The following is a 17,175-nucleotide window of genomic DNA, read 5'->3' on the forward strand; positions in this document are numbered from 1 at the left end:
CTCACACCTCCGCGAGCGCGGGGAGGGCGCGTGCGCGCACCGCGGCGAGCCCGCGTTCGAGGTCGCGGAGGAGGTCGTCGACGTCCTCGATCCCGATCGACAGCCGGAGGAGCCCGGGGTGGATCCCGGCGGCGGCGCGCTCGGCGGGGGTGCGTCCGGCGTGGGTGGTCGACGCGGGATGCAGCACCAGCGAGCGCACGTCGCCGAGGTGGGTCATGTGGCTGAACAGCTCGACGGCGTCGATGAAGGCGGCCGCGCCCGCCTCGCCTCCGGCGACGGTGAAGGAGAAGACGGAGCCCTGCCCGCGGGGGAGCAGGCGCTGCGCGAGGGCGAACGACGGGCTCGACTCCAGGCCGGAGTAGTCGACCGACACGACCTCGGGCCGCCCCTCGAGGAAGCGGGCGACGGCGAGGGCGTTCGCCGAGTGCCGCTCGACCCGGAGCGACAGCGTCTCGACGCCCTGCCGCAGCAGGAAGGAGTTCAGCGGTGACGGCGTCGGTCCGAGGCGGGAGACCACGATGTCCCGCGTGTACGAGACGAAGGCGCGCCGGCCGTGCTGCTCGGTCCAGCTGCGGCCGCCGAACGACCGCTCCTCCTGGTTGAGGTGCGGGAAGAGCGCGGGGCGCGCCGCCCAGTCGAACGTGCCGGCGTCGACGATCACGCCGCCGAGGGCGGAGCCGTGCCCGGCGAGGAACTTGCTGGTCGAGTGCACGACCACGTCGGCCCCGTGCTCGATCGGGCGGAGGAGGTACGGGGTCGCGAGCGTGTTGTCGACCACGAACGGGAGCCCGTGCCGGTGCGCGATCGCGGCCAGCGCCGGGAGGTCCAGCAGATCGTTCTTCGGGTTCGGGATCGGCTCGCCGAAGAGGACCCGGGTGTCGGGCCCGATCCGCCGCTCCCACTCGCCGAGGTCCGACGCGTCGTCGACGAAGTCCACGCCGATCCCGAGCCGCCCGAAGTTCTGCACCAGCAGCCCGCGGTTGCCCTCGTAGAGGCGGCGCGAGGAGAGCACCCGGTCGCCGGCCTGCAGGATCCCCAGGAGAGCGGAGGCGGTGGCCGCCTGGCCGCTCGCCACCAGGATCGCCTCGGCGCCGCCCTCGAGATCGGCGAGCCGACGCTCGACCTCCTCGGTGGTCGGGTTCCCGTTGCGGGTGTAGAGGTAGCCCTCGTCCTCGCCGGCGAACCGCTCGCGAGCGTGCTCGAAGCTGTCGAACACGAAGCCGGCGCTGAGGTGCACGGGCGTGACGCGCGCTCCGTGGGCGCCGTCGGGCGCGGCACCGGCGTGCACCTGGCGCGTGGTGAAGCCGGCCGCCGCGGAGGCACGGGGTGCGGGCGCGGAGACCCTGGTCGCGGCGCTCGCCGCCGCAGTGGTCGCGGTGGTCGCCGGTGCAGTGATCGTCACGGTGTGCTCCTGTCCAGACGCCCGGAAGGCGGATGCCGGGAGCCTGTCAGGCCGAGGGGAGTGCGCGCCGGATCGTGACGGAGTGTGACTGCGAGGGTCGTGGACGTCGACCGCTCGGCGTCCGCGCGTCGCGCTTCAGCTGTGCGTCGTGTTCGCCCGGATCTCCTCGACGGACAGCTCCGGCGCACCGCCTGCCGCGGCCGCCGGGTCCATCCAGACGAAGTCCCAGTGGTGGCCGTCGAGGTCGTCGAAGCTCTTCGAGTACATGAACCCGTGGTCCTGCTCGCCGGCCGGGGTCGCGCCCGCGGCGAGGGCCTTCCCGTGGAGGGTGTCGACCTCCTCCCTGCTGTCGGCGCTGAGGGCGAGCTGCACCTCGGTCGAGGTGGTGGCGTCGATGATCGGCTTGCTGGTGAACTCGGCGAAGAACTCCCTCGTGAGCAGCATCGCGGTGATGGTGTCGCTGATCACCACGCTGACGGCGTTCTCGTCGCTGAAGCCCTCGTTGATCGAGTAGCCGAGCGACTCGTAGAAGGCCCTCGCGCGGGCGAGATCGGCGACGGCCAGGTTGACGAAGAGCATGGTGGGCATCGGTGCACCGTTCCTGTCGGGACGCCGGTGGCGCGCCGCCGCCGGTCGTGACTGCATGATGATGACCGGCCGGCGGCGGTGTCAAGGAAGCGCTGCCGAGTAGGCGGTGGATGCCCGGCGCGGGGCGTCCGGAGGAGGATGCGGCGCACGGATGCCGCGGATCTGCTGGACTGGCCTCGAGCACCGCAGCACGAGCAGGAGGGAGCGGACGTGATCCGGATCCTCGTCGCCACCGTCCTCGCGGCCGCCCTCCTCGCGGCCGGCTGGACCGCGATCGGACCCTCGCATCCGGTCTTCGCCGCGGTCGCGCAGATGGTCCTCACCAGCTGGGCGGCCCTGACTTTCGGTGCGCGCACGCGTCCGCTCGAGCAGTCCTGGTTCGACGTGGGTCGCCGCGAGCCGGCGCTGCTGCGAGCGCTCGGGGTCGGCGTCTTCGGCCGGCTGCTCGACGTCGTCGGGTGGAACCGCCTCGTCACCCGCGAGCGCGGCTTCGACGGCACGCGCGCGGGACTGACCGCTCTCGATCAGCACACCCGCCGCTCCGAGGCGGTGCACCTCGCGTGCACGGCCGTCGGAGTCGCGCTCGCCCTCGCCGCGACGGTCACGGGTGCGACGGGCGGCGCGGCCTGGCTGCTCGGGTCGACGATCGCCGTCCAGCTCTACCCCGCGCTGCTGCAGCGGCTGGTGCGAGCGCGCATCCAGCGGGCGGGGCGGGCGGCGCGCGGTGCACTTCACGTCGCGGACTCGGGAGACAGCGCCCCCGGCGGCGGACCGACCACGGCTCCCGAAGGGCGGTGATCACGGGGTCCCCGACGCGCCGCGATCGTCACCGGGATCGGCCAGGGGATGGCGGCGCGCGAGGACATCGCGAGCCACGTCGGGCGGATCGCGCCGGTCGTCCTCCGCCGCCGTCAGCAGGAGAGCGAGGGCCGTGTCGGCGGGGACCCGCTGCGCTGCGCTGATGAAGCCGACGGCCTGCAGCACGGCGATCGTCCCCGGCGTGAGCGGGGCGCGGGACGCCGCCCAGCGACGGACCTCGGCGTCGTCCGTGTCCCCGGTCAGAGCGTCGGCCAGGGGGCGTGGAGGGAGGGCATGGGCGGGCCGGTCAGTGTCCGAAGCCGTGCTCGTGCTCGAGCTCGACGTCGAAGGTGATGTCGTCCTCGCTCGGCTGCACGGGGAACACTCCCGTGAGCGTCCTGGTGCGTTCGCGGATGCGGGCGACCTCGGCCGTGTTGTCCGGCTCCGGGAGATCGGAGGGAGTGGTCTCGGCGACCAGGGCGGCGCCGGCGTTGAGCAGGAACACCGCCTGCACGGTGCCGCCGTCGCCGCCGATGCCGGTGTACTCCACGCGGTCCGCCGTGCTGCTCGCGGCGAGGGCGACGCCGTACTCGACCAGAGCGTCCGCCGCGTCGTCTCCGACCAGCATCGTCTTGTTCGCGAAGAGGAGATGCTTCATGCCCCCAGCGTGCGCAGCGCCGAGGCCGATGGGGGAGAGACTTGACAGCTCCTGGGGCGGTCGACAGACGCGACCGCGGCACCCGGTGACGCCCGGTCGTCCTCGGCGTCGCCGAGACGGCACCCGTGGCGTCGGCCGTCCTCTGAGCAGGTCCGCGTCACAGGGACGTGGATCGACGGACCCGTGCTGATGTCGGCCGCCGAGACACCCGGCCGAGAGCAGGGCGACGTGACAGGCGGTGTCAGCGGACCATTCGCCGACGCCCGCGCCGCTTCTCCCCTCTGAGGATCAGGGCCGCGAGGAACGCGGCGAGGAGTGCGCCGATGGTGTTCATGAACCAGTCGTTCGTGTCGCAGGAGCGGCCGATCGCCGGAACGCCCGCCTGGACCAGCTCGATCAGGGCGGACAGGCCGGAGACGGCGGCGGCGACGAGCAGGGGCCGGCCGACCGCGACCGCGAGCAGCAGGGCCCCGGGGAGCGGGAGCGCGATGTTCGCGAGGGTGTCGATGCCGTCGAACGGCACCGAGAACTGCACGGTGCAGAAGACCCGCGGCGTCCCGTCGGGCGGATACACGGTCAGCGCGATCCCCACGACGAAGGCGAGCGCGGAGAGGACGAGAAGAGACCTTTCCGCGCCGCGCCGGTGCAGCAGCCAGGCGATCGCCGTGACCACCGCGACCGCGATCCAGAAGGCGATCGGGACGAGCGCGGCGTGGTCGACGAGGAACGTGCTGATCACGGTGCTCCGCTTCGAGGTGTCGGGGTGGCGGGAGAGGAAGAGGTCTTCCGTTGACGGACGGCCCGCTCACTCCAGGTCGGCCTGTGCCGACGGCCGGCAGGCCTTCGGCGCGAGTCAGCTCCGGAGGGGAGAGCCTGCTGCGTCGAAGCGGTAGCCGCCGAAGGCGCCGCTGAGCAGCGGGCGCGCCGTCGCGATCGCGGCCTGGACCCGGGGGAGGGCGAGGGAGGCCCGATGCGCCTCGGCGCTCTCCCACAGCTCGACGACGAAGACGGTGTCGGGCTGCTCGTCGTCGACCCCGACCTCGTAGAGCAGGCAGCCGGCGTCGACGAGGTCGTCGTTGTGCTCGGTGAGGACGGCGACGAGCTCGTCGCGTCTGCCGGGGACGGCCCCGAGGGTGCCGACGTTCACGAAGGTCATGCCGCGAGGGTACCGCCGAGGACACCGGCGGCGGGTGGCCGTCTCGCCGGTCGGAGTGCGGTCGGGACGTCACGCTGGACGGAGTCGCCGTGCTCCCGCCTGCGAACCGCAGACCGGTCGCGGTCGGCCCGAGGCCACGCCGGCTCGGGAGGATCGCGTCGCGAGAGAGGATCCCCGGTGGTCTCCGCGATCCCCGTCGGGTCCCACCGGCCAGGCGTGAGCGTGCTCGGACCGACGGAGTGCGCCCGATCAGCCCGCGGGCCTGCTGAACAGATTGACGATGTTCCCGTCCGGGTCGCGGACGAGGGCGGAGCGGTTGCCCCACGGCATGGTGCTCGGCGGGAGCACCACGTCCTCGCTCCGGGGTCCGAGCTCGGCGAAGGCGCGGTCGACGTCGGCCACCTCGAACTCGAGCAGGACGGAGCGGTTCGCCGCAGGGACGACGGCGCCGTCGAGCATCGCGACCGTCGAGGTGTGGGCGATCGCGAGGGTCGCGCCCGCTCCGGTGAACTGCGCGAAGACCGGCGCCGGGCGCTCGGCCGGTCGGCCGACGACCTGCTCGTAGAAGGCGACGAGGCCGTCGAGGTCGTCGGTGACGATGCGGAGGGAGGTGAACGACATGGGGCTCCTTCAGGGGCGGGATGAGGTGATGGCACCAGGCTCGCCGGTCGTCGCGACACCGTCCTGTCGGTGTTTCCGCAGATCGTCCGCGACTCCGCGAGGTCCGCGGCGGCCGTCCCCGGAGCAGGTCAGTCGTCGACGACGGACCGCAGCCGTCCGTACTGGAGCGCGAGGTCCTCGGCTCGCAGGGTGCGCTGCGGAGGCCGCTCGTCGGTCACCTCGACCGACAGCATCCGGTCGCCGCGGAACGCCCTGACCCCCTCCCGCAGCCGGCACCACGCGATCAGGTACCAGTGCTCCTCCTTCCCGATCGAGCCGAGCGGTTCGACGTCGCGGACCGATTCCGCGCCGCTGCTGTCGCGGTAGCGGAGCCGGACGACACGATCCGCTCGGAGGGCCGTCGCGAACTCCGCCGGGACGACCGCCTCCTCCTCGCTCTCGAGGAAGTGCACCCGGGAGGCGACCGCGCCGGCGCGGGCGGCCACGTCGTCCGGCAGGACCGCGAGCGTCTTCCGGGCAGCGGTCCTGGCTGCCTGCCGGAACGGACTGCGCTGCAGCGCGCTGAGGCCGATCAGCACGGCGACGGCCTCCTCCACCGTGAATCCGGCCGGCCCGAGGGTCGCGGACGCGTCGATGACGTAGCCGCCCGTGCGGCCGGGCTCCGCCCAGATCGGCAGACCCGCCTGCTGCAGCGCGGACAGGTCCCGCTCGATGGTCCGCACCGACACCTCGAACCGCTCGGCGAGACGGCGCGCGCTCCGCGGCCGGGGCGAGACCGCCCGCAGCTCCTCGACGAGCCCGTACAGACGATCGGTGCGGTTCACCCGACCATCATCCGTCCGGGCCTTCGGGGTGGCGTCCGTCGCCGGACTCACTGCGGAGAGATCTCCGCGGCAGCGGCCGCCGCGGGGCGCCTGCGGGAGGAGCCGTCCTGACGGTGGGCCGCCCCTGGGAGTCGCCCGTCTACTCCGCGAGCGCGCGCAGGTGCACCGCCGCCCAGGAGCGGAACGGCGTCCACGTCTCGGAGATCTCGTCGATCGACCGGTCGTCGCCGTAGCGCTTCGCGACTTCGTCGCTCAGCCTGCCCTCGTTGCGCGGCAGGACGTCGGGGAAGTTCGCGCCGCGGATCACGACGAGCTCGGCCGAGAACGGCCCCATCCCCAGGATGCTCTGCACCTGGACGAAGGCCTCGGCCGGCTGGAGCGAGCGCAGGTGGGAGCCGGAGAGCTGTCCGTCGAGGGCGGCCTCGGCGATCGCCTGCAGGTACTCCGCCTTGCGGTCGGGCAGGTCGAGGGACGCCGCACGCAGGACGGCCGGGGACGGGAAGGCTCCGTCATCACCGAGCTGCTGCGCGAGACGCGTCCTGACCGCCGCCGCCTGCCGGATCTGCAGCCGACGCGACAGGACCGTCCAGACCGCCGCCTCGTAGGGCGAGAAGAAGGCGCACGGCCGGAACCCGGGGAGCCGAGCCTGCACGTCCGCGATGACCTCGTCGCGCGCCGCGACGTCGGGCCAGCTGCGCCGTCGATGTCGATGGACAGCAGCCGACGGACCTGCTCGGTCGCGGCGTCCAGGTCGCCCGGGCCCTCGACCACGATGCGGGCGGACGGCCCGTCCTGGGTGACCGCGACGTCCACTCGCTGCCAGTCGGCATCGCAGAGGAGGGCGGAGCGGATGCCCGCGGCCTGCGGCTGCGACGCGAGCCGGTTCGGGGTGAAGCCCTCCCAGAACCGCTGGGTGGTGGCCAACGACCAGGGCCCGAGGATCTCGTGAACGGTCTCGAGTCGAGTCACGGTCGGGCCTCGGGACTCTGAGCGGCGGCAGGACCGTCGGTCCCGGAGGGGGTGGACGAGCCGTCGGGCGGTTCATCGGCGGGTGCCGCATCGGTCGACCGTTCTCCGAAGAGGAAGGCCTCGCCGTCGGAGTAATGGCTGTTCACGCTCAAGTGCTCGGCGAAGCGCTCGTCCCCGAACGCCGCTGTCAGGTCGTCGGCCGAGCGCCACTGCACGTACTCGATGATCCGATCGCTCCGGAGGTCGCGGAAGAAGCTCGTCGAGACGAAGCCCTCGAGCGTTCTGATGTGACCGCGCGTCTCGCTCTCGTTGTACTCGGCCATCCATGCCTGCTTGCCCGCAACGGGCGCCAGTCGGATGATCTCGTGGGCCGCCGTCGGGGCAGCGCGCACCGGATCGACGGGAGTCGCGTCGTCCGGGCTCGCCGTCGCCGAGGTGGTGAACCGGTAGATCCCCTCGTCCACGACCCACGACGATTCAGTGCGGCTCAGTTCCGCCGCGAAATCCTCGGCGTCGCGGCGGCTGCGCCAGAAGAGCAGCCCTAAGAGGAGCTCGGTGCCGGGGGAGGAGGGCGGGCCGAGCACGCGGCCCTGCGCCAACCGGATCGCTCCGCCGTACCCCGTCCTCGGACGTGCGAGCGCTGCCGGCGAGGTGGCCGGATCGGACCGTTCCGACGCCGCGCCGCTCGGCTGCGCTTCTGCGCTGACCACGACGACGAAGGGGGACGCGTCACCGTCGACGGTGGTGCTTCGTGAGGACACTGACATGGGAGGACCTCCGGGCTTCGAGGACGCCGGAGGTTTTCAGCCCCGGATCGACACCGCCGGTGAGACGGGTCGACCACTCCGATGAGAATCGGTCAGGCGATGACGGTACACCACTTCCCTCCCGCCGCCCCGATCCCGGACGCCCGATTCGCATCCCTCGGGTGAAGCGGTCGGTCCCGCTCGGCGGTGACGGGGACAGCCGCCCGACCGGCGACCGCGGCTCAGTACTGCGCCTGCTCGTGCACCTCGACCGAGCCGTAGAGGGGGGCGCGTCGGGCGTACCGCACGGCGTCGTCCCGGGTCGGGCAGTCGAGCAGGTAGTAGCCGACGAGGGCTGACCGCTCCTCCGCTCGGGACGGGGCCGGAGTGCCGCCTTCTCTTCGCGCCGCGGTCAGATCCGTCTCGACGGAGACGTCCCCGGAGGCGTCGGCGAAGCGTCCGGAGTCGACGAGGACGCCGTCCGCCTTCAGCGACGCGTCGTAGTCCGCCCAGGCCGCGTAGTCCTCGGGCGCATCGCCCCCGGCGTAGCTGCCGTCCGACCGCATCACGAGCATGATCTTCATCGCGCCTCCTGGTTCATCCGACCACCGTTCCCCCGGCGGCCGCCTCCGCGGTCGGATCGCCCCCGGGAACCGGCACGCCGAGCCTCCGACCATTCTGGGTCGAGGTGACCGTGCAGGGAAGGGATCGCTACGGAGCGGGATCGTCCGCGTCGAGGGCCTGCTGGAGGAGCCGGAGCGCCTTCGGCCCGACTCCGTGGAGGGTTGCGAGACGGTCGAGGCCCACCCGCCTCACGTCGTCCACATCGTGCACGCCCGCGTCCTCGAGCGCACGGGTGGCCGGGGCGCCGACGGCGGGAAGCGGTCGCGGATCCATACGTCCGACACTACGAACCGGACGACCGTGCCGACAGCCGATCATTCGGCGACTTCTGGCGGCGGGTGATTCCGGCGGCTGTCGTCACGGCAGCAGCGGCGGCGAAGGCGACCGTCGTGCCCTCGTGGTCGTGGTCCCGGGTGGATGGAGGGCCCTCCCGGGCGAGGTCGTCCGCTCAGGCCGCGGGAGTCGGACGCGGAGGCGCCGTACTGCCGCGTTCGACGATCTCAGGGCCGAGGAGGCGCACGACGTACGCCTCCTCGGTGTCGGTCGCGCCTTCGATCCGGCGGACGAGCTGACGCACCGCCATGCTCCCGAGCCGGTCGGGTGCGCTCTCCACGAAGGAGTAGGGGAGCGAGAAGGTGCGCGCGAACTCCTCCGAGAACCGGCCGAGCACCGAGACGTCCTCCGGGCTCCTCGTGCTCCGCGCTCCCAGAACGCTCGGAAGTGCCGCTGCGGCCGCCTCGTTGTTGACGAGCAGGCCCGTCGCCCGCGGGTGCGCGTCGAGCAGATCTCCGAGCGCCCGGCCGACGTCCGGCTGGGTGGAGGGCGCGAACGACGTGTGCAGTCGGATGCCGTGGGCGTCGGCGGCCTCGAGAGCGGCGTCCTGCAGGCGCCAGACGTAGGCGCCGCCGCGATCGACGACGTGCTGGGGCGGGGACACGAGCACGAGCTCCCGATGCCCGAGGGCGTGGAAGTGCTCGATCATCGCGCGACCGGTCTCCTCGAAGTCGAGGTCGAAGACGTCGACGCCGGAGCAGTCCCTCGGCAGGCCGACGAGGGCGCCCGGCTGCCGGGCGTTGCGCAGGATGTCCAGCCGCGGATCGTCCACGGCGACGTTGAGCAGGACGATCCCGTCGACCATGCGGGAGTCGCTGATGCGTCGCAGGGCGCTCGTGCCGTCGGCGTCGGTGACCAGCAGGATGTCGTATCCGAGCTCGCGGGCCATGTTCGAGACGCCGAGGGTGTACTGCAGCATCGCGGGGGCGAACTCGTCCTCGAGGAACTGCGCCAGCAGGCCGATGACCCGGGTCTGCGAGGTCGCCAGCGATCGCGCGCCCGCGTTGGGCGTGAACTCCAGGCGACGAGCCGCAGCGAGCACTCGTCGGCGCACTTCGGCCGAGATCGGGCGGTTGCCCGAGAACGCGTAGGACGCGGTGCTGCGGGAGACGCCCGCTTCGCGGGCGACGTCTGCGATGGTGGCCACTGTCGTTCTCCTCGGAGGCTGTCGGACGGCGAGGACCGGTCGGACTGCTGCCGGCTCTCCGCTCAGGTGCAGGAGAGCACGCGGCGGTCGCACCTCATGCTCCTGCATCCAGGGGTCGCTGCCGGTCCGGGTGGGGGGCGCCCCAGCTGCGCCCAGCCTGCCGTGGCATGCCCCGCACACGCTCGAGGCGCCCCGTACGGATACGGGGCGCCTCGAGGTCCGGGTCAGTTCAGGGTGAACTGGACGGTGGTGGTGTTCCCGGCGACGTCGTGGACGACCATGGTGTTGGCACCCTTGACCGCGCCGAAGACGCCCGGCTTGATGAAGTTCACGTCGGACCACGCGTTGTCGGTGAGATCCTTCACGCGACCGTTGATGACCGCCCTGTCGATCCTGCCCGCGTCGTACAGCTTGAAGCTCACCTGGTCGTAGACGCCCTTCTCACCGGTGGTGAAGGAGGGCTCGGTCTTGACCGTGGCCGTCGGCGCCGTGCTGTCCAGCGTCACCGCGAAGGTCTTCGTGGGCGCGATGTTGCCCGCGAGATCCTCCGCGTTGTACTTGACGGTGTAGTTCCCGTCGGGCAGCTGCACCGTGGCCGAGTGCGATCCGGTCCTCGCTCCACCGGCGACCGGGGACTGCGTGCTCGTGACGAGCTTGCCGTCCTTGTAGATGTTGGCCACGATGCGCTTCAGTCCGCGGTCGTCCGTCGCGTCGACCTGGACGGCCAGTGCGGAGAAGGGGCCCGCCGTGGTGGGCGACCCCAGCGTGACCGCCGGCTTGGTCGTGTCGGCGACGGCGACCGGCGTGAGCGTCCAGAACCGGTCGGCGGTCTGGGCGTCGGTCGCGGTGCTGGTGGTGGCTCCGTCGGTTCCGAGCACGATGGTCCCGTTCCGGTTGTTCCCCGAGGAGTCCTGGAGCGCGGCTCCGGACGCCTCGTCGAACGCGTACTGCGCGACGGTGCCCGCCGCCGCCCGGCCGCCGGCCAGAGCGGCCACGTCGGCCGCGGACAGCGCCCGGTCGTAGACGGCGAAGTCGTCGATCGCGCCGTCGTAGGCCGGGTCCCCGTACTGCGACTTGCCCAGGTAGTTCCGGTTGGTGTTCCCGAGAGCCGACGGCTTCACCGTCATGTTCGGGTTCGTGGCGACGACCGTGCCGTTGAGGTACATCGTGCCCTGCGTGCCCGAGACGGTGACGACCACGTTCGACCACTGGTTGAGCGGGAAGTTCTGACCGCCGTAGGTCAGTCGCTGCTCGCCCCCGGCGCCGGTGTTCGTGATGGCGAACCGCGGTCCGGCGCCCCCGGCGTTGAGGGTGAGGAACATGTTGACGTTCTGGCCCGTGCCGAAGTCGAAGACGCGGGAGTAGTTCGTCAGCGACGCCGGCTTGATCCAGGTCGAGACCGACCAGTCGCCGGTGAGTCCGCTGACGATTCCGCTGGGGAGCGACCCGTACGACGCCGTCTTGCAGAAGTCCAGTGCCGTGCCGAACCTGCCCGGCTGGCGGGCTCCGCTGACCTGGCAGTTGGAGGTCGGTGCGCCGTCGGACCACTGGATGACCGCAGCGCCCGCGTCCTTGCTCAGGTTGAGGACCCCGAGCGTCTTGCCCGTCGCGTAGTTCGCGAGGCGGACCTTCCCCTTCCCGTCGGGGATGAGCTGCCAGAGCTGCTCGTCTCCGCCGTTCGCGTCGGCGATCACCGCGGCTGCTCCGTTGGACGTCGCGGCGCCGGCGATGGTCAGGGCGCGTCCGCTGGGCGTGTGGATGACGCGGTAGAGGCCCTGGCCCGCTGCCGTGATCCTCCACGCTTGTCCGGTCGAGGTCGCGGAGTCGGCCTGGACGACCGGCGTCCCGTTCGCGGTCGCGCCGCCCTGCGTGGCGAGCTGCAGACCGGAGTTCGCGTTGCCCACGGTGTAGTCGCCCGCCAGGCTGGTCGGGCTCTTCTCCGGGGTGACGATCACCTGGTAGCCGTAGGTCGGGTTCATCACGATGGGCACCGTGATCGATCCGTCGCTGGCGACCTCGTAGGTCGTGTTCGAGATGGTGACCGGGCCGTCGGTCTTCACCGTGCGGCCGTAGGAGGCGGTGAAGTCCACCTGGACGTCGACCTTCGAGCCGAGCGACAGCTCGTCGAGCCCGTTGACCTTGATGGACGTGGCTCCGGTGTTGCCGCCGGCGATGACGCGCACTTCGTCGCCCTCGTCGCTGACGGAGGCGGCGCCGTCGAGCGGGCTCTCGTTCGACGGCGGCGTGGTGGTCACCATCTGGCCGCTCATCTGGGCGTACCAGGTGTAGAGCCAGTACGCGCCGTTGGGGTCGCCGTTCCGTCCGGTGAGGAGGTCGCCCAGGGCGCCCGACTGGTTCCAGAACGGGAGCTCGGCGCGGGTGATCCCGTAGCGCTCGAGCTTCGCGATGTAGCCGACCAGCGGGCCGGACAGGCCGACCTCGGCGGGTGCCGCGTACTCGGTGATGTCGATGGGCGGCTCGGGGAGGTCGAGGTCGTCGAGGATGGCCCGGACCTTCTCGACGTCGCCCTTGATCTTCGAGGAGCGGATCAGCTCGTGCCACTCGAGGACGTCCGGGAGGGTGTCGGTCGCCTTCGCGTGCTCGTAGAACGCGCGCATGTTCGTGATGTTGTCGGAGTAGGCGGGGCCCTGGATCGGCATCTCGGGGTCGAGGGTGCGGATCAGACGGTAGGTCTCGGTCCAGAGATCGAAGAAGGAGCCGTTCGACGCCTGCCAGGTGATATCGGGCTCGTTCCAGATGGCATAGGCGACGATATTCGTCTTGCCGGACGCCTGGGTGTCCTGGACCATCTTCTCGACGGCCGGGAGCCAGGAGGCCTTGTCGTATCGATAGGGCCAGCCGGGCAGGTAGTCCACCAGGCGGACGACGACGCCCGCACCGGCCGCCTTCGCGGTGTCGGCGACCGACAGAGCGTCACCGGTCGGCTGCTGGGTGCCCCCCTCGGGCTTCTGCACGAAGGTGTGCGGCTTGATGGGGAGGATCTTGTCGAGGGACGGGACGCCGGCGCTCGCCAGTCCGTACAGGGACCCGCTGGCCATGTGAGTGACGGGACGGAAGGGCTGGTCGGCTTCTACGACGAGCGTGGCTGCGGCTCCGGGTGCCGCTTCCGCGGGAGCGCCCACGGCGAGGACGCTCCCCGCTGCGACGACCGCGGCTGAGACGACTGCTGCGAGGACACGACGCCCGCGGATCCGACGGCGCTGTCGCCGGTCGGCATCCGTGGGAGGCGTCTCGCGTAGAGCGATGGATCTGTTCATCTGCTGTATCTCCATTGATCGAGCGATTGGTCGAACCTGTCCGCACAGTGCTGCATAGATCATCGAACCGGTTCGATGTGGATTAAAGCATTAACTGGCCGAGGCCTCAATACCTCTGAGCTCTTCGAGCCTTTCGCGCCTGATGCGACATGATGCGTTCGTATCTTTCCGACACCTCTGCACCAGAAGTTGCGAAAGCTTATGAGGACCGTCGAGTGACGCAGGAAAGAGCTGTCGACGGCGTCTCGTCCTGGGCGCGTCTCACGGGGAGGACCGTGCGGGAGCGGATCCCGGCTGGGCCGCATCGTCCAAGGTCTCGGCCCGGACCGTTCACCGGGGCGGGGTCGAGGGAGAAGCCCCTCCGCCGCGACGAGCGGCAGAGCAGCGACCCTCAAGCGGTTCGGACCTCTACCGTTGCACCCGTGCCCCTCCTTCTCGCCGGCCAGCTGTCGTGAGAGCGCTCGTCGCCTGGCTCGAGCACCGCCAGATCCCGCTCTACCTCGCCGCGATCGCCGCCGGCGCCGCTCTCGGACTGCTGCTGCCCGCCGCGCACCACCTCGAGGTCGCGATCGAACCGGTGCTCGCGCTGCTGCTGTTCGCCACGTTCCTCGGGGTCCCGTTCGCCGCGATCGGACGGTCTCTGCGCGACGGCCGCTTCCTCGCCGCGGTCGGGGTGCTGAACTTCGTCGTCGTGCCGCTCGTCGCCTACGGGCTGTCCCGATTCGTCGCCGACACTCCGGTGCTGCTGTTCGGGGTCCTCCTGGTGCTCCTGACGCCGTGCATCGACTACGTGATCGTGTTCGCCGGGCTCGCCGGAGGGGCGTCCGACCGGCTGCTCGCCGCCGCACCGCTGCTGATGCTCGCGCAGATCCTCCTCCTCCCCGTGTATCTGCTGCTCTTCATCGGTCCTGCGGGGGTGGCGGTGGTCGACGCCGGTCCGTTCGCGCGGGCGTTCCTGCTGCTGATCGTGGTGCCGTTGTCTGCGGCCGGGCTGGTGCAGGCCCTGGCGCGCCGACACAGAGCCGGCCGAATCGTCGAGTTCACGATGCTCGGGCTCATGGTGCCGCTCATGACGGCCACGCTCTTCACCGTCGTCGCCTCCCAGGCCGGCGCCGTGGGCGCCTCGGCCGGCCGGCTTCTCGTCCTCGTCCCGCTCTACGCGGGATTCCTCGTGGTCATGACCGCTCTGGGGCTGGGTGCTGGACGCGTCTTCCGGCTCGACGTGCCCGCGACGCGCGCCCTCGTGTACAGCGGCGCGACCCGCAACTCGCTCGTCGTGCTGCCCCTCGCACTCGCGCTCCCGGCACCGCTGTCGCTCGCGCCCGTCGTCGTCGTCACGCAGACTCTCGTGGAACTCGTCGGCATGGTCGTCCTCGTCCGACTGCTCCCTCGGCTCGCCCGAGACCGAGCAGCGCGGGCCGGCCCGGTCTGAGGCGGACTCACCAGCGCCCGAGACGACTCGGGCCTGCAGAAGGGCCGCCCGGGGAGTCGCCCGGGAGGTGCTCGCCGGTCAGTCCTTCTCCGGTCTGCCCGCAGTCCCCGCGTCAGCGGGCTCATCGGCCGGGGCGACAGGAGCTGCGGACTCGACCGCGGTGGGCTGGACCTCGGCTGATCTCGCATTCCTGGCGGCGAGGCGCTTCTTCTGGGACTTGCCGGTGCTGAACGGGCTCACCCACAGCCAGGAGAAGCGCCGCAGCGACTGGAAGATGAACAGCGACGCCCAGAGGGAGAACACCGTCAGGGCGACCGGGAAGACCGTCGCCGGAAGGGGCGGGACATTCGTCTCGCCGAGCAGGGGGACGAATGCGACGACGACCGCGATCACGAAGAGGTGCAGGAGATAGATCTGGAAGCTCTGCTGCCCCATGGTGACGAAGATCTTCAGTGCGCGGACCTTGACGAGGTACTGGGAGCCGGCGATGCCCGCGATGATCGCGACCGAACTGGCGATCAGGATGACACCCGGAATGCGGTTGGCGTCGAAGGCGACGATCACCGCGATGATGCCGAGGTAGGCCACCGCGAGCGCGAGCGCCTGCCAGAGCTTCACGCGAGCGGCGAAGCGGTAGAACGTGCGGGGGATGAACATCGCCACGAGGAAGAAGATGAAGTTCTGGAGCACCCGGTCCCAGCCGATGTTGTCGGTGTCGAGCAGGCCGGTGGTCGTCGCCGCGACGGCCAGCAGCCCGGCCACCGAGAGCTGGATCCATCGGGGCACCTTGCGGATCAGCCAGGCGAGGATGCTGAAGATCGCGAGAGCCCAGATGAACCAGTAGCTGCTCGACGGCAGGATGGGGAGCACCAGCACGTTGAGCGGGTCCGTCGGCGAGGTCGCCTCCGACCGTGAGAACGGGACGATGAGGTAGAAGACGACCCGGATGAACGACCACAGCAGGTAGAGGTACACCAGCGCGAGCACTCGGCGGCGCCACAGTTCGGCGAACGTCCACGTCAGCATCCGGGCGGCCGTGAGGCCCGCGATGAAGAAGAACACGGGCATGGGGAAGTAGAGGAGCACGGTCCGGAGCTTCGGGACGTACCCCGCGAGGTCGAAGAATCCGAGGAACAACGACGAGTGGTAGAGCACGACGAGGCTGATCGCGACGCCCTTGGCGAAGTCGATCCACTCCCGCGACTCGGGGCGCTTCACCACGGCGCCGGTCGCACTCGACCCGGTCATCCGCCGCTCCTCGCGTGGGCGCACACTGCGCGATCACTGTTCACCGATTGCTGCGGATCCATTGCGCCCCCAAGATGTCGAATTCGAACCGGATGCGAATGAGCCCCCGGTTCATTCCCCGTACGAGTCCTGAGAGTACGGGAAAGTTTCCGATCACGGACGAGTCGATGGAGTATCGAGGCGGCAAGGGAAGTCCGGACGCCTCGCCGCCGCCTGTCCGCGGAGATCGCCCGTCCGATCCCGGAGTCGCTCGGTCGATCGGGACGGGCGGCGGAGGATCGCAGACGAATGGACCGTCGAGAGACCCGCAGACGGCGCTTTCGTCCAGCCCCGGGGGTCGCGGACCCGAAGAACGAGACGAAACCGGCGTGCGGCCAGGACACCTCGACCTCTCCGGCATACTCCATGACGTGAACGACGCCACCACCGCCCCCAGTCTCGACGGCCGCGAGTTCGTGATGACCTCCTCGACCAACAGTGCGGTCGACCCGGAGTCGCCGTCGCGGTTCCACTACTCCGAGCGCGACGGAGTGGTCTGGGGCGACTACGTCGGCGACACCGTGACCTTCGGCCGGTTCGTGGGCACGCGCACCGGCGACGCCCTGCAGGTCTCGTTCGTGCACCAGCTGATCGACGGCGGGACCGTGGTCAGCGGCACCGGCGGCAGCCGCGTCGAGCTCGACGGGGAGGGCCTGCTGCGGCTCGTCGAGGAGTTCGAGATCGACGGCGACGACCACGTCAGCATCTGCGTCGAGGTCTGACGCTCAACGCGCCGCGTCGCGGCCGTTCCCCGCGGTGGTGAACCGCGTCATGCCGAGCCGGTTCGTCGATCCGGAGCGGTCGGGGATGTCGGAGGGCAGCAGGTAGGCCTTGCGCACCACCTCGTCGAGCACGACGACCGAGACCACCGACTTCACCTCGGGCCGGGCCGCGACCACGCCGGTGACGAAGTCGTGCACGCCGCCGATGTCGAGCGAGCGGACCAGGAGCATCGCGTCGTGCTCGCCGGTCGTGATGCAGCAGTACTCCACGTCGGGCATCTGGAGGATGCCCTCGCGGAACCGGTGCCACGACTGCGGATGCACCGTCACGAACACCAGGGCGCAGACGTCGAGCCCCACCTTTCCCGGATCGACCAGGGCCGAGAATCCGGTGATGACGCCGGATGCGGTCAGCTGCTCGACCCGGTTGTAGACGCTCGCCCGCGAGACGTTCACCCGCTCGGCCAGGGCGGACATCGAGATGCGCCCGTTCTCGCGCAGGACGGCGAGGATGCGCAGATTGAGGTCGTCGAGCCCGCCCGCGCTTTGTCCAGCGACCGCACCGGCGGCCGGATCGGTGATCGACATAA

19 protein-coding genes are annotated in these 17,175 nt (G+C 70.9%); 3 read left to right on the plus strand and 16 right to left on the minus strand.

The features are described from left to right. Position 1: 1 nt before the first annotated feature. Both C5C54_RS11495 and C5C54_RS11500 read right to left on the minus strand, forming a co-directional pair. A complete protein-coding gene (locus C5C54_RS11495; RefSeq protein WP_258063300.1) occupies positions 2 to 1,402 on the minus strand; it encodes an O-acetylhomoserine aminocarboxypropyltransferase/cysteine synthase family protein in 1,401 nt (466 codons plus the stop codon). A gap of 135 nt (positions 1,403 to 1,537) precedes the next feature. After that, entirely contained in the window at positions 1,538 to 1,990 is a 453-nt protein-coding gene (locus C5C54_RS11500) for a VOC family protein (RefSeq protein WP_104250854.1), read from the minus strand. Between the two features lie 210 nt (positions 1,991 to 2,200). Between C5C54_RS11500 and C5C54_RS17975 the strand changes: the two genes are divergently transcribed. Next, entirely contained in the window at positions 2,201 to 2,788 is a 588-nt protein-coding gene (locus C5C54_RS17975; protein WP_181127881.1) for a hypothetical protein, read from the plus strand. Here the strand turns inward: C5C54_RS17975 and C5C54_RS11510 are convergent, their stop codons facing one another. The 12 genes from C5C54_RS11510 to C5C54_RS11570 all read right to left on the minus strand — a co-directional run bounded on the left by C5C54_RS11510 (position 2,789) and on the right by C5C54_RS11570 (position 12,925). Beyond that, complete coding sequence (locus C5C54_RS11510; RefSeq protein ID WP_104233977.1) at positions 2,789 to 2,974, minus strand: hypothetical protein; 186 nt, start codon at positions 2,972 to 2,974, stop codon at positions 2,789 to 2,791. It lies immediately after the preceding gene. A 121-nt stretch (positions 2,975 to 3,095) separates the two neighbouring features. After that, the gene (locus tag C5C54_RS11515; RefSeq protein ID WP_104247104.1) at positions 3,096 to 3,446 is read right to left on the minus strand and encodes a hypothetical protein; all 351 of its coding nucleotides are present in this window, start codon (positions 3,444 to 3,446) and stop codon (positions 3,096 to 3,098) included. Between the two features lie 241 nt (positions 3,447 to 3,687). Then, positions 3,688 to 4,185 (minus strand): VanZ family protein, encoded by a 498-nt coding sequence (locus C5C54_RS11520; protein ID WP_104288393.1) that lies wholly within the window; start codon positions 4,183 to 4,185, stop codon positions 3,688 to 3,690. A gap of 114 nt (positions 4,186 to 4,299) precedes the next feature. Beyond that, the gene (locus C5C54_RS11525) at positions 4,300 to 4,602 is read right to left on the minus strand and encodes a putative quinol monooxygenase (protein WP_104226533.1); all 303 of its coding nucleotides are present in this window, start codon (positions 4,600 to 4,602) and stop codon (positions 4,300 to 4,302) included. A gap of 249 nt (positions 4,603 to 4,851) precedes the next feature. Then, the gene (locus tag C5C54_RS11530) at positions 4,852 to 5,223 is read right to left on the minus strand and encodes a VOC family protein (protein ID WP_104272993.1); all 372 of its coding nucleotides are present in this window, start codon (positions 5,221 to 5,223) and stop codon (positions 4,852 to 4,854) included. Positions 5,224 to 5,351: 128 nt separating this feature from the next. Next, a complete protein-coding gene (locus tag C5C54_RS11535; RefSeq protein WP_104262256.1) occupies positions 5,352 to 6,047 on the minus strand; it encodes a YafY family protein in 696 nt (231 codons plus the stop codon). 139 nt (positions 6,048 to 6,186) lie between these two features. Beyond that, positions 6,187 to 6,699, minus strand: a complete 513-nt coding sequence (locus tag C5C54_RS18150) for a DNA-3-methyladenine glycosylase (RefSeq protein WP_219812192.1) — start codon at positions 6,697 to 6,699, stop codon at positions 6,187 to 6,189. A gap of 313 nt (positions 6,700 to 7,012) precedes the next feature. Then, positions 7,013 to 7,777, minus strand: coding sequence for a hypothetical protein (locus C5C54_RS17980; protein WP_181127882.1), 765 nt, complete (start codon positions 7,775 to 7,777; stop codon positions 7,013 to 7,015). Positions 7,778 to 8,004: 227 nt separating this feature from the next. Beyond that, positions 8,005 to 8,346 (minus strand): YciI family protein, encoded by a 342-nt coding sequence (locus tag C5C54_RS11555; RefSeq protein ID WP_181069173.1) that lies wholly within the window; start codon positions 8,344 to 8,346, stop codon positions 8,005 to 8,007. Between the two features lie 127 nt (positions 8,347 to 8,473). Further along, complete coding sequence (locus tag C5C54_RS11560) at positions 8,474 to 8,659, minus strand: DNA-binding protein (protein WP_104223264.1); 186 nt, start codon at positions 8,657 to 8,659, stop codon at positions 8,474 to 8,476. Positions 8,660 to 8,834: 175 nt separating this feature from the next. Beyond that, the gene (locus C5C54_RS11565) at positions 8,835 to 9,866 is read right to left on the minus strand and encodes a LacI family DNA-binding transcriptional regulator (RefSeq protein ID WP_104260243.1); all 1,032 of its coding nucleotides are present in this window, start codon (positions 9,864 to 9,866) and stop codon (positions 8,835 to 8,837) included. Positions 9,867 to 10,090: 224 nt separating this feature from the next. Beyond that, entirely contained in the window at positions 10,091 to 12,925 is a 2,835-nt protein-coding gene (locus C5C54_RS11570) for a LamG-like jellyroll fold domain-containing protein (RefSeq protein WP_219812193.1), read from the minus strand. A gap of 670 nt (positions 12,926 to 13,595) precedes the next feature. Here C5C54_RS11570 and C5C54_RS11575 point away from each other — a divergent pair. Then, positions 13,596 to 14,576, plus strand: a complete 981-nt coding sequence (locus C5C54_RS11575) for an arsenic resistance protein (RefSeq protein WP_104288398.1) — start codon at positions 13,596 to 13,598, stop codon at positions 14,574 to 14,576. Positions 14,577 to 14,654: 78 nt separating this feature from the next. On the opposite strand, the gene C5C54_RS11580 is transcribed toward C5C54_RS11575, so the two are convergent. After that, positions 14,655 to 15,824: an acyltransferase gene (locus C5C54_RS11580; protein ID WP_104260246.1), complete on the minus strand. Its 1,170-nt coding sequence runs from the start codon at positions 15,822 to 15,824 to the stop codon at positions 14,655 to 14,657. A 410-nt stretch (positions 15,825 to 16,234) separates the two neighbouring features. Between C5C54_RS11580 and C5C54_RS11585 the strand changes: the two genes are divergently transcribed. Beyond that, positions 16,235 to 16,585: a hypothetical protein gene (locus tag C5C54_RS11585; RefSeq protein ID WP_258060307.1), complete on the plus strand. Its 351-nt coding sequence runs from the start codon at positions 16,235 to 16,237 to the stop codon at positions 16,583 to 16,585. A gap of 3 nt (positions 16,586 to 16,588) precedes the next feature. Here the strand turns inward: C5C54_RS11585 and C5C54_RS11590 are convergent, their stop codons facing one another. Continuing rightward, complete coding sequence (locus C5C54_RS11590) at positions 16,589 to 17,173, minus strand: Lrp/AsnC family transcriptional regulator (protein WP_104223259.1); 585 nt, start codon at positions 17,171 to 17,173, stop codon at positions 16,589 to 16,591. Positions 17,174 to 17,175 lie beyond the last annotated feature (2 nt).

The sequence above is a fragment of the Rathayibacter sp. AY1F2 genome (assembly GCF_002930885.1).
Taxonomy (GTDB): domain Bacteria; phylum Actinomycetota; class Actinomycetes; order Actinomycetales; family Microbacteriaceae; genus Rathayibacter.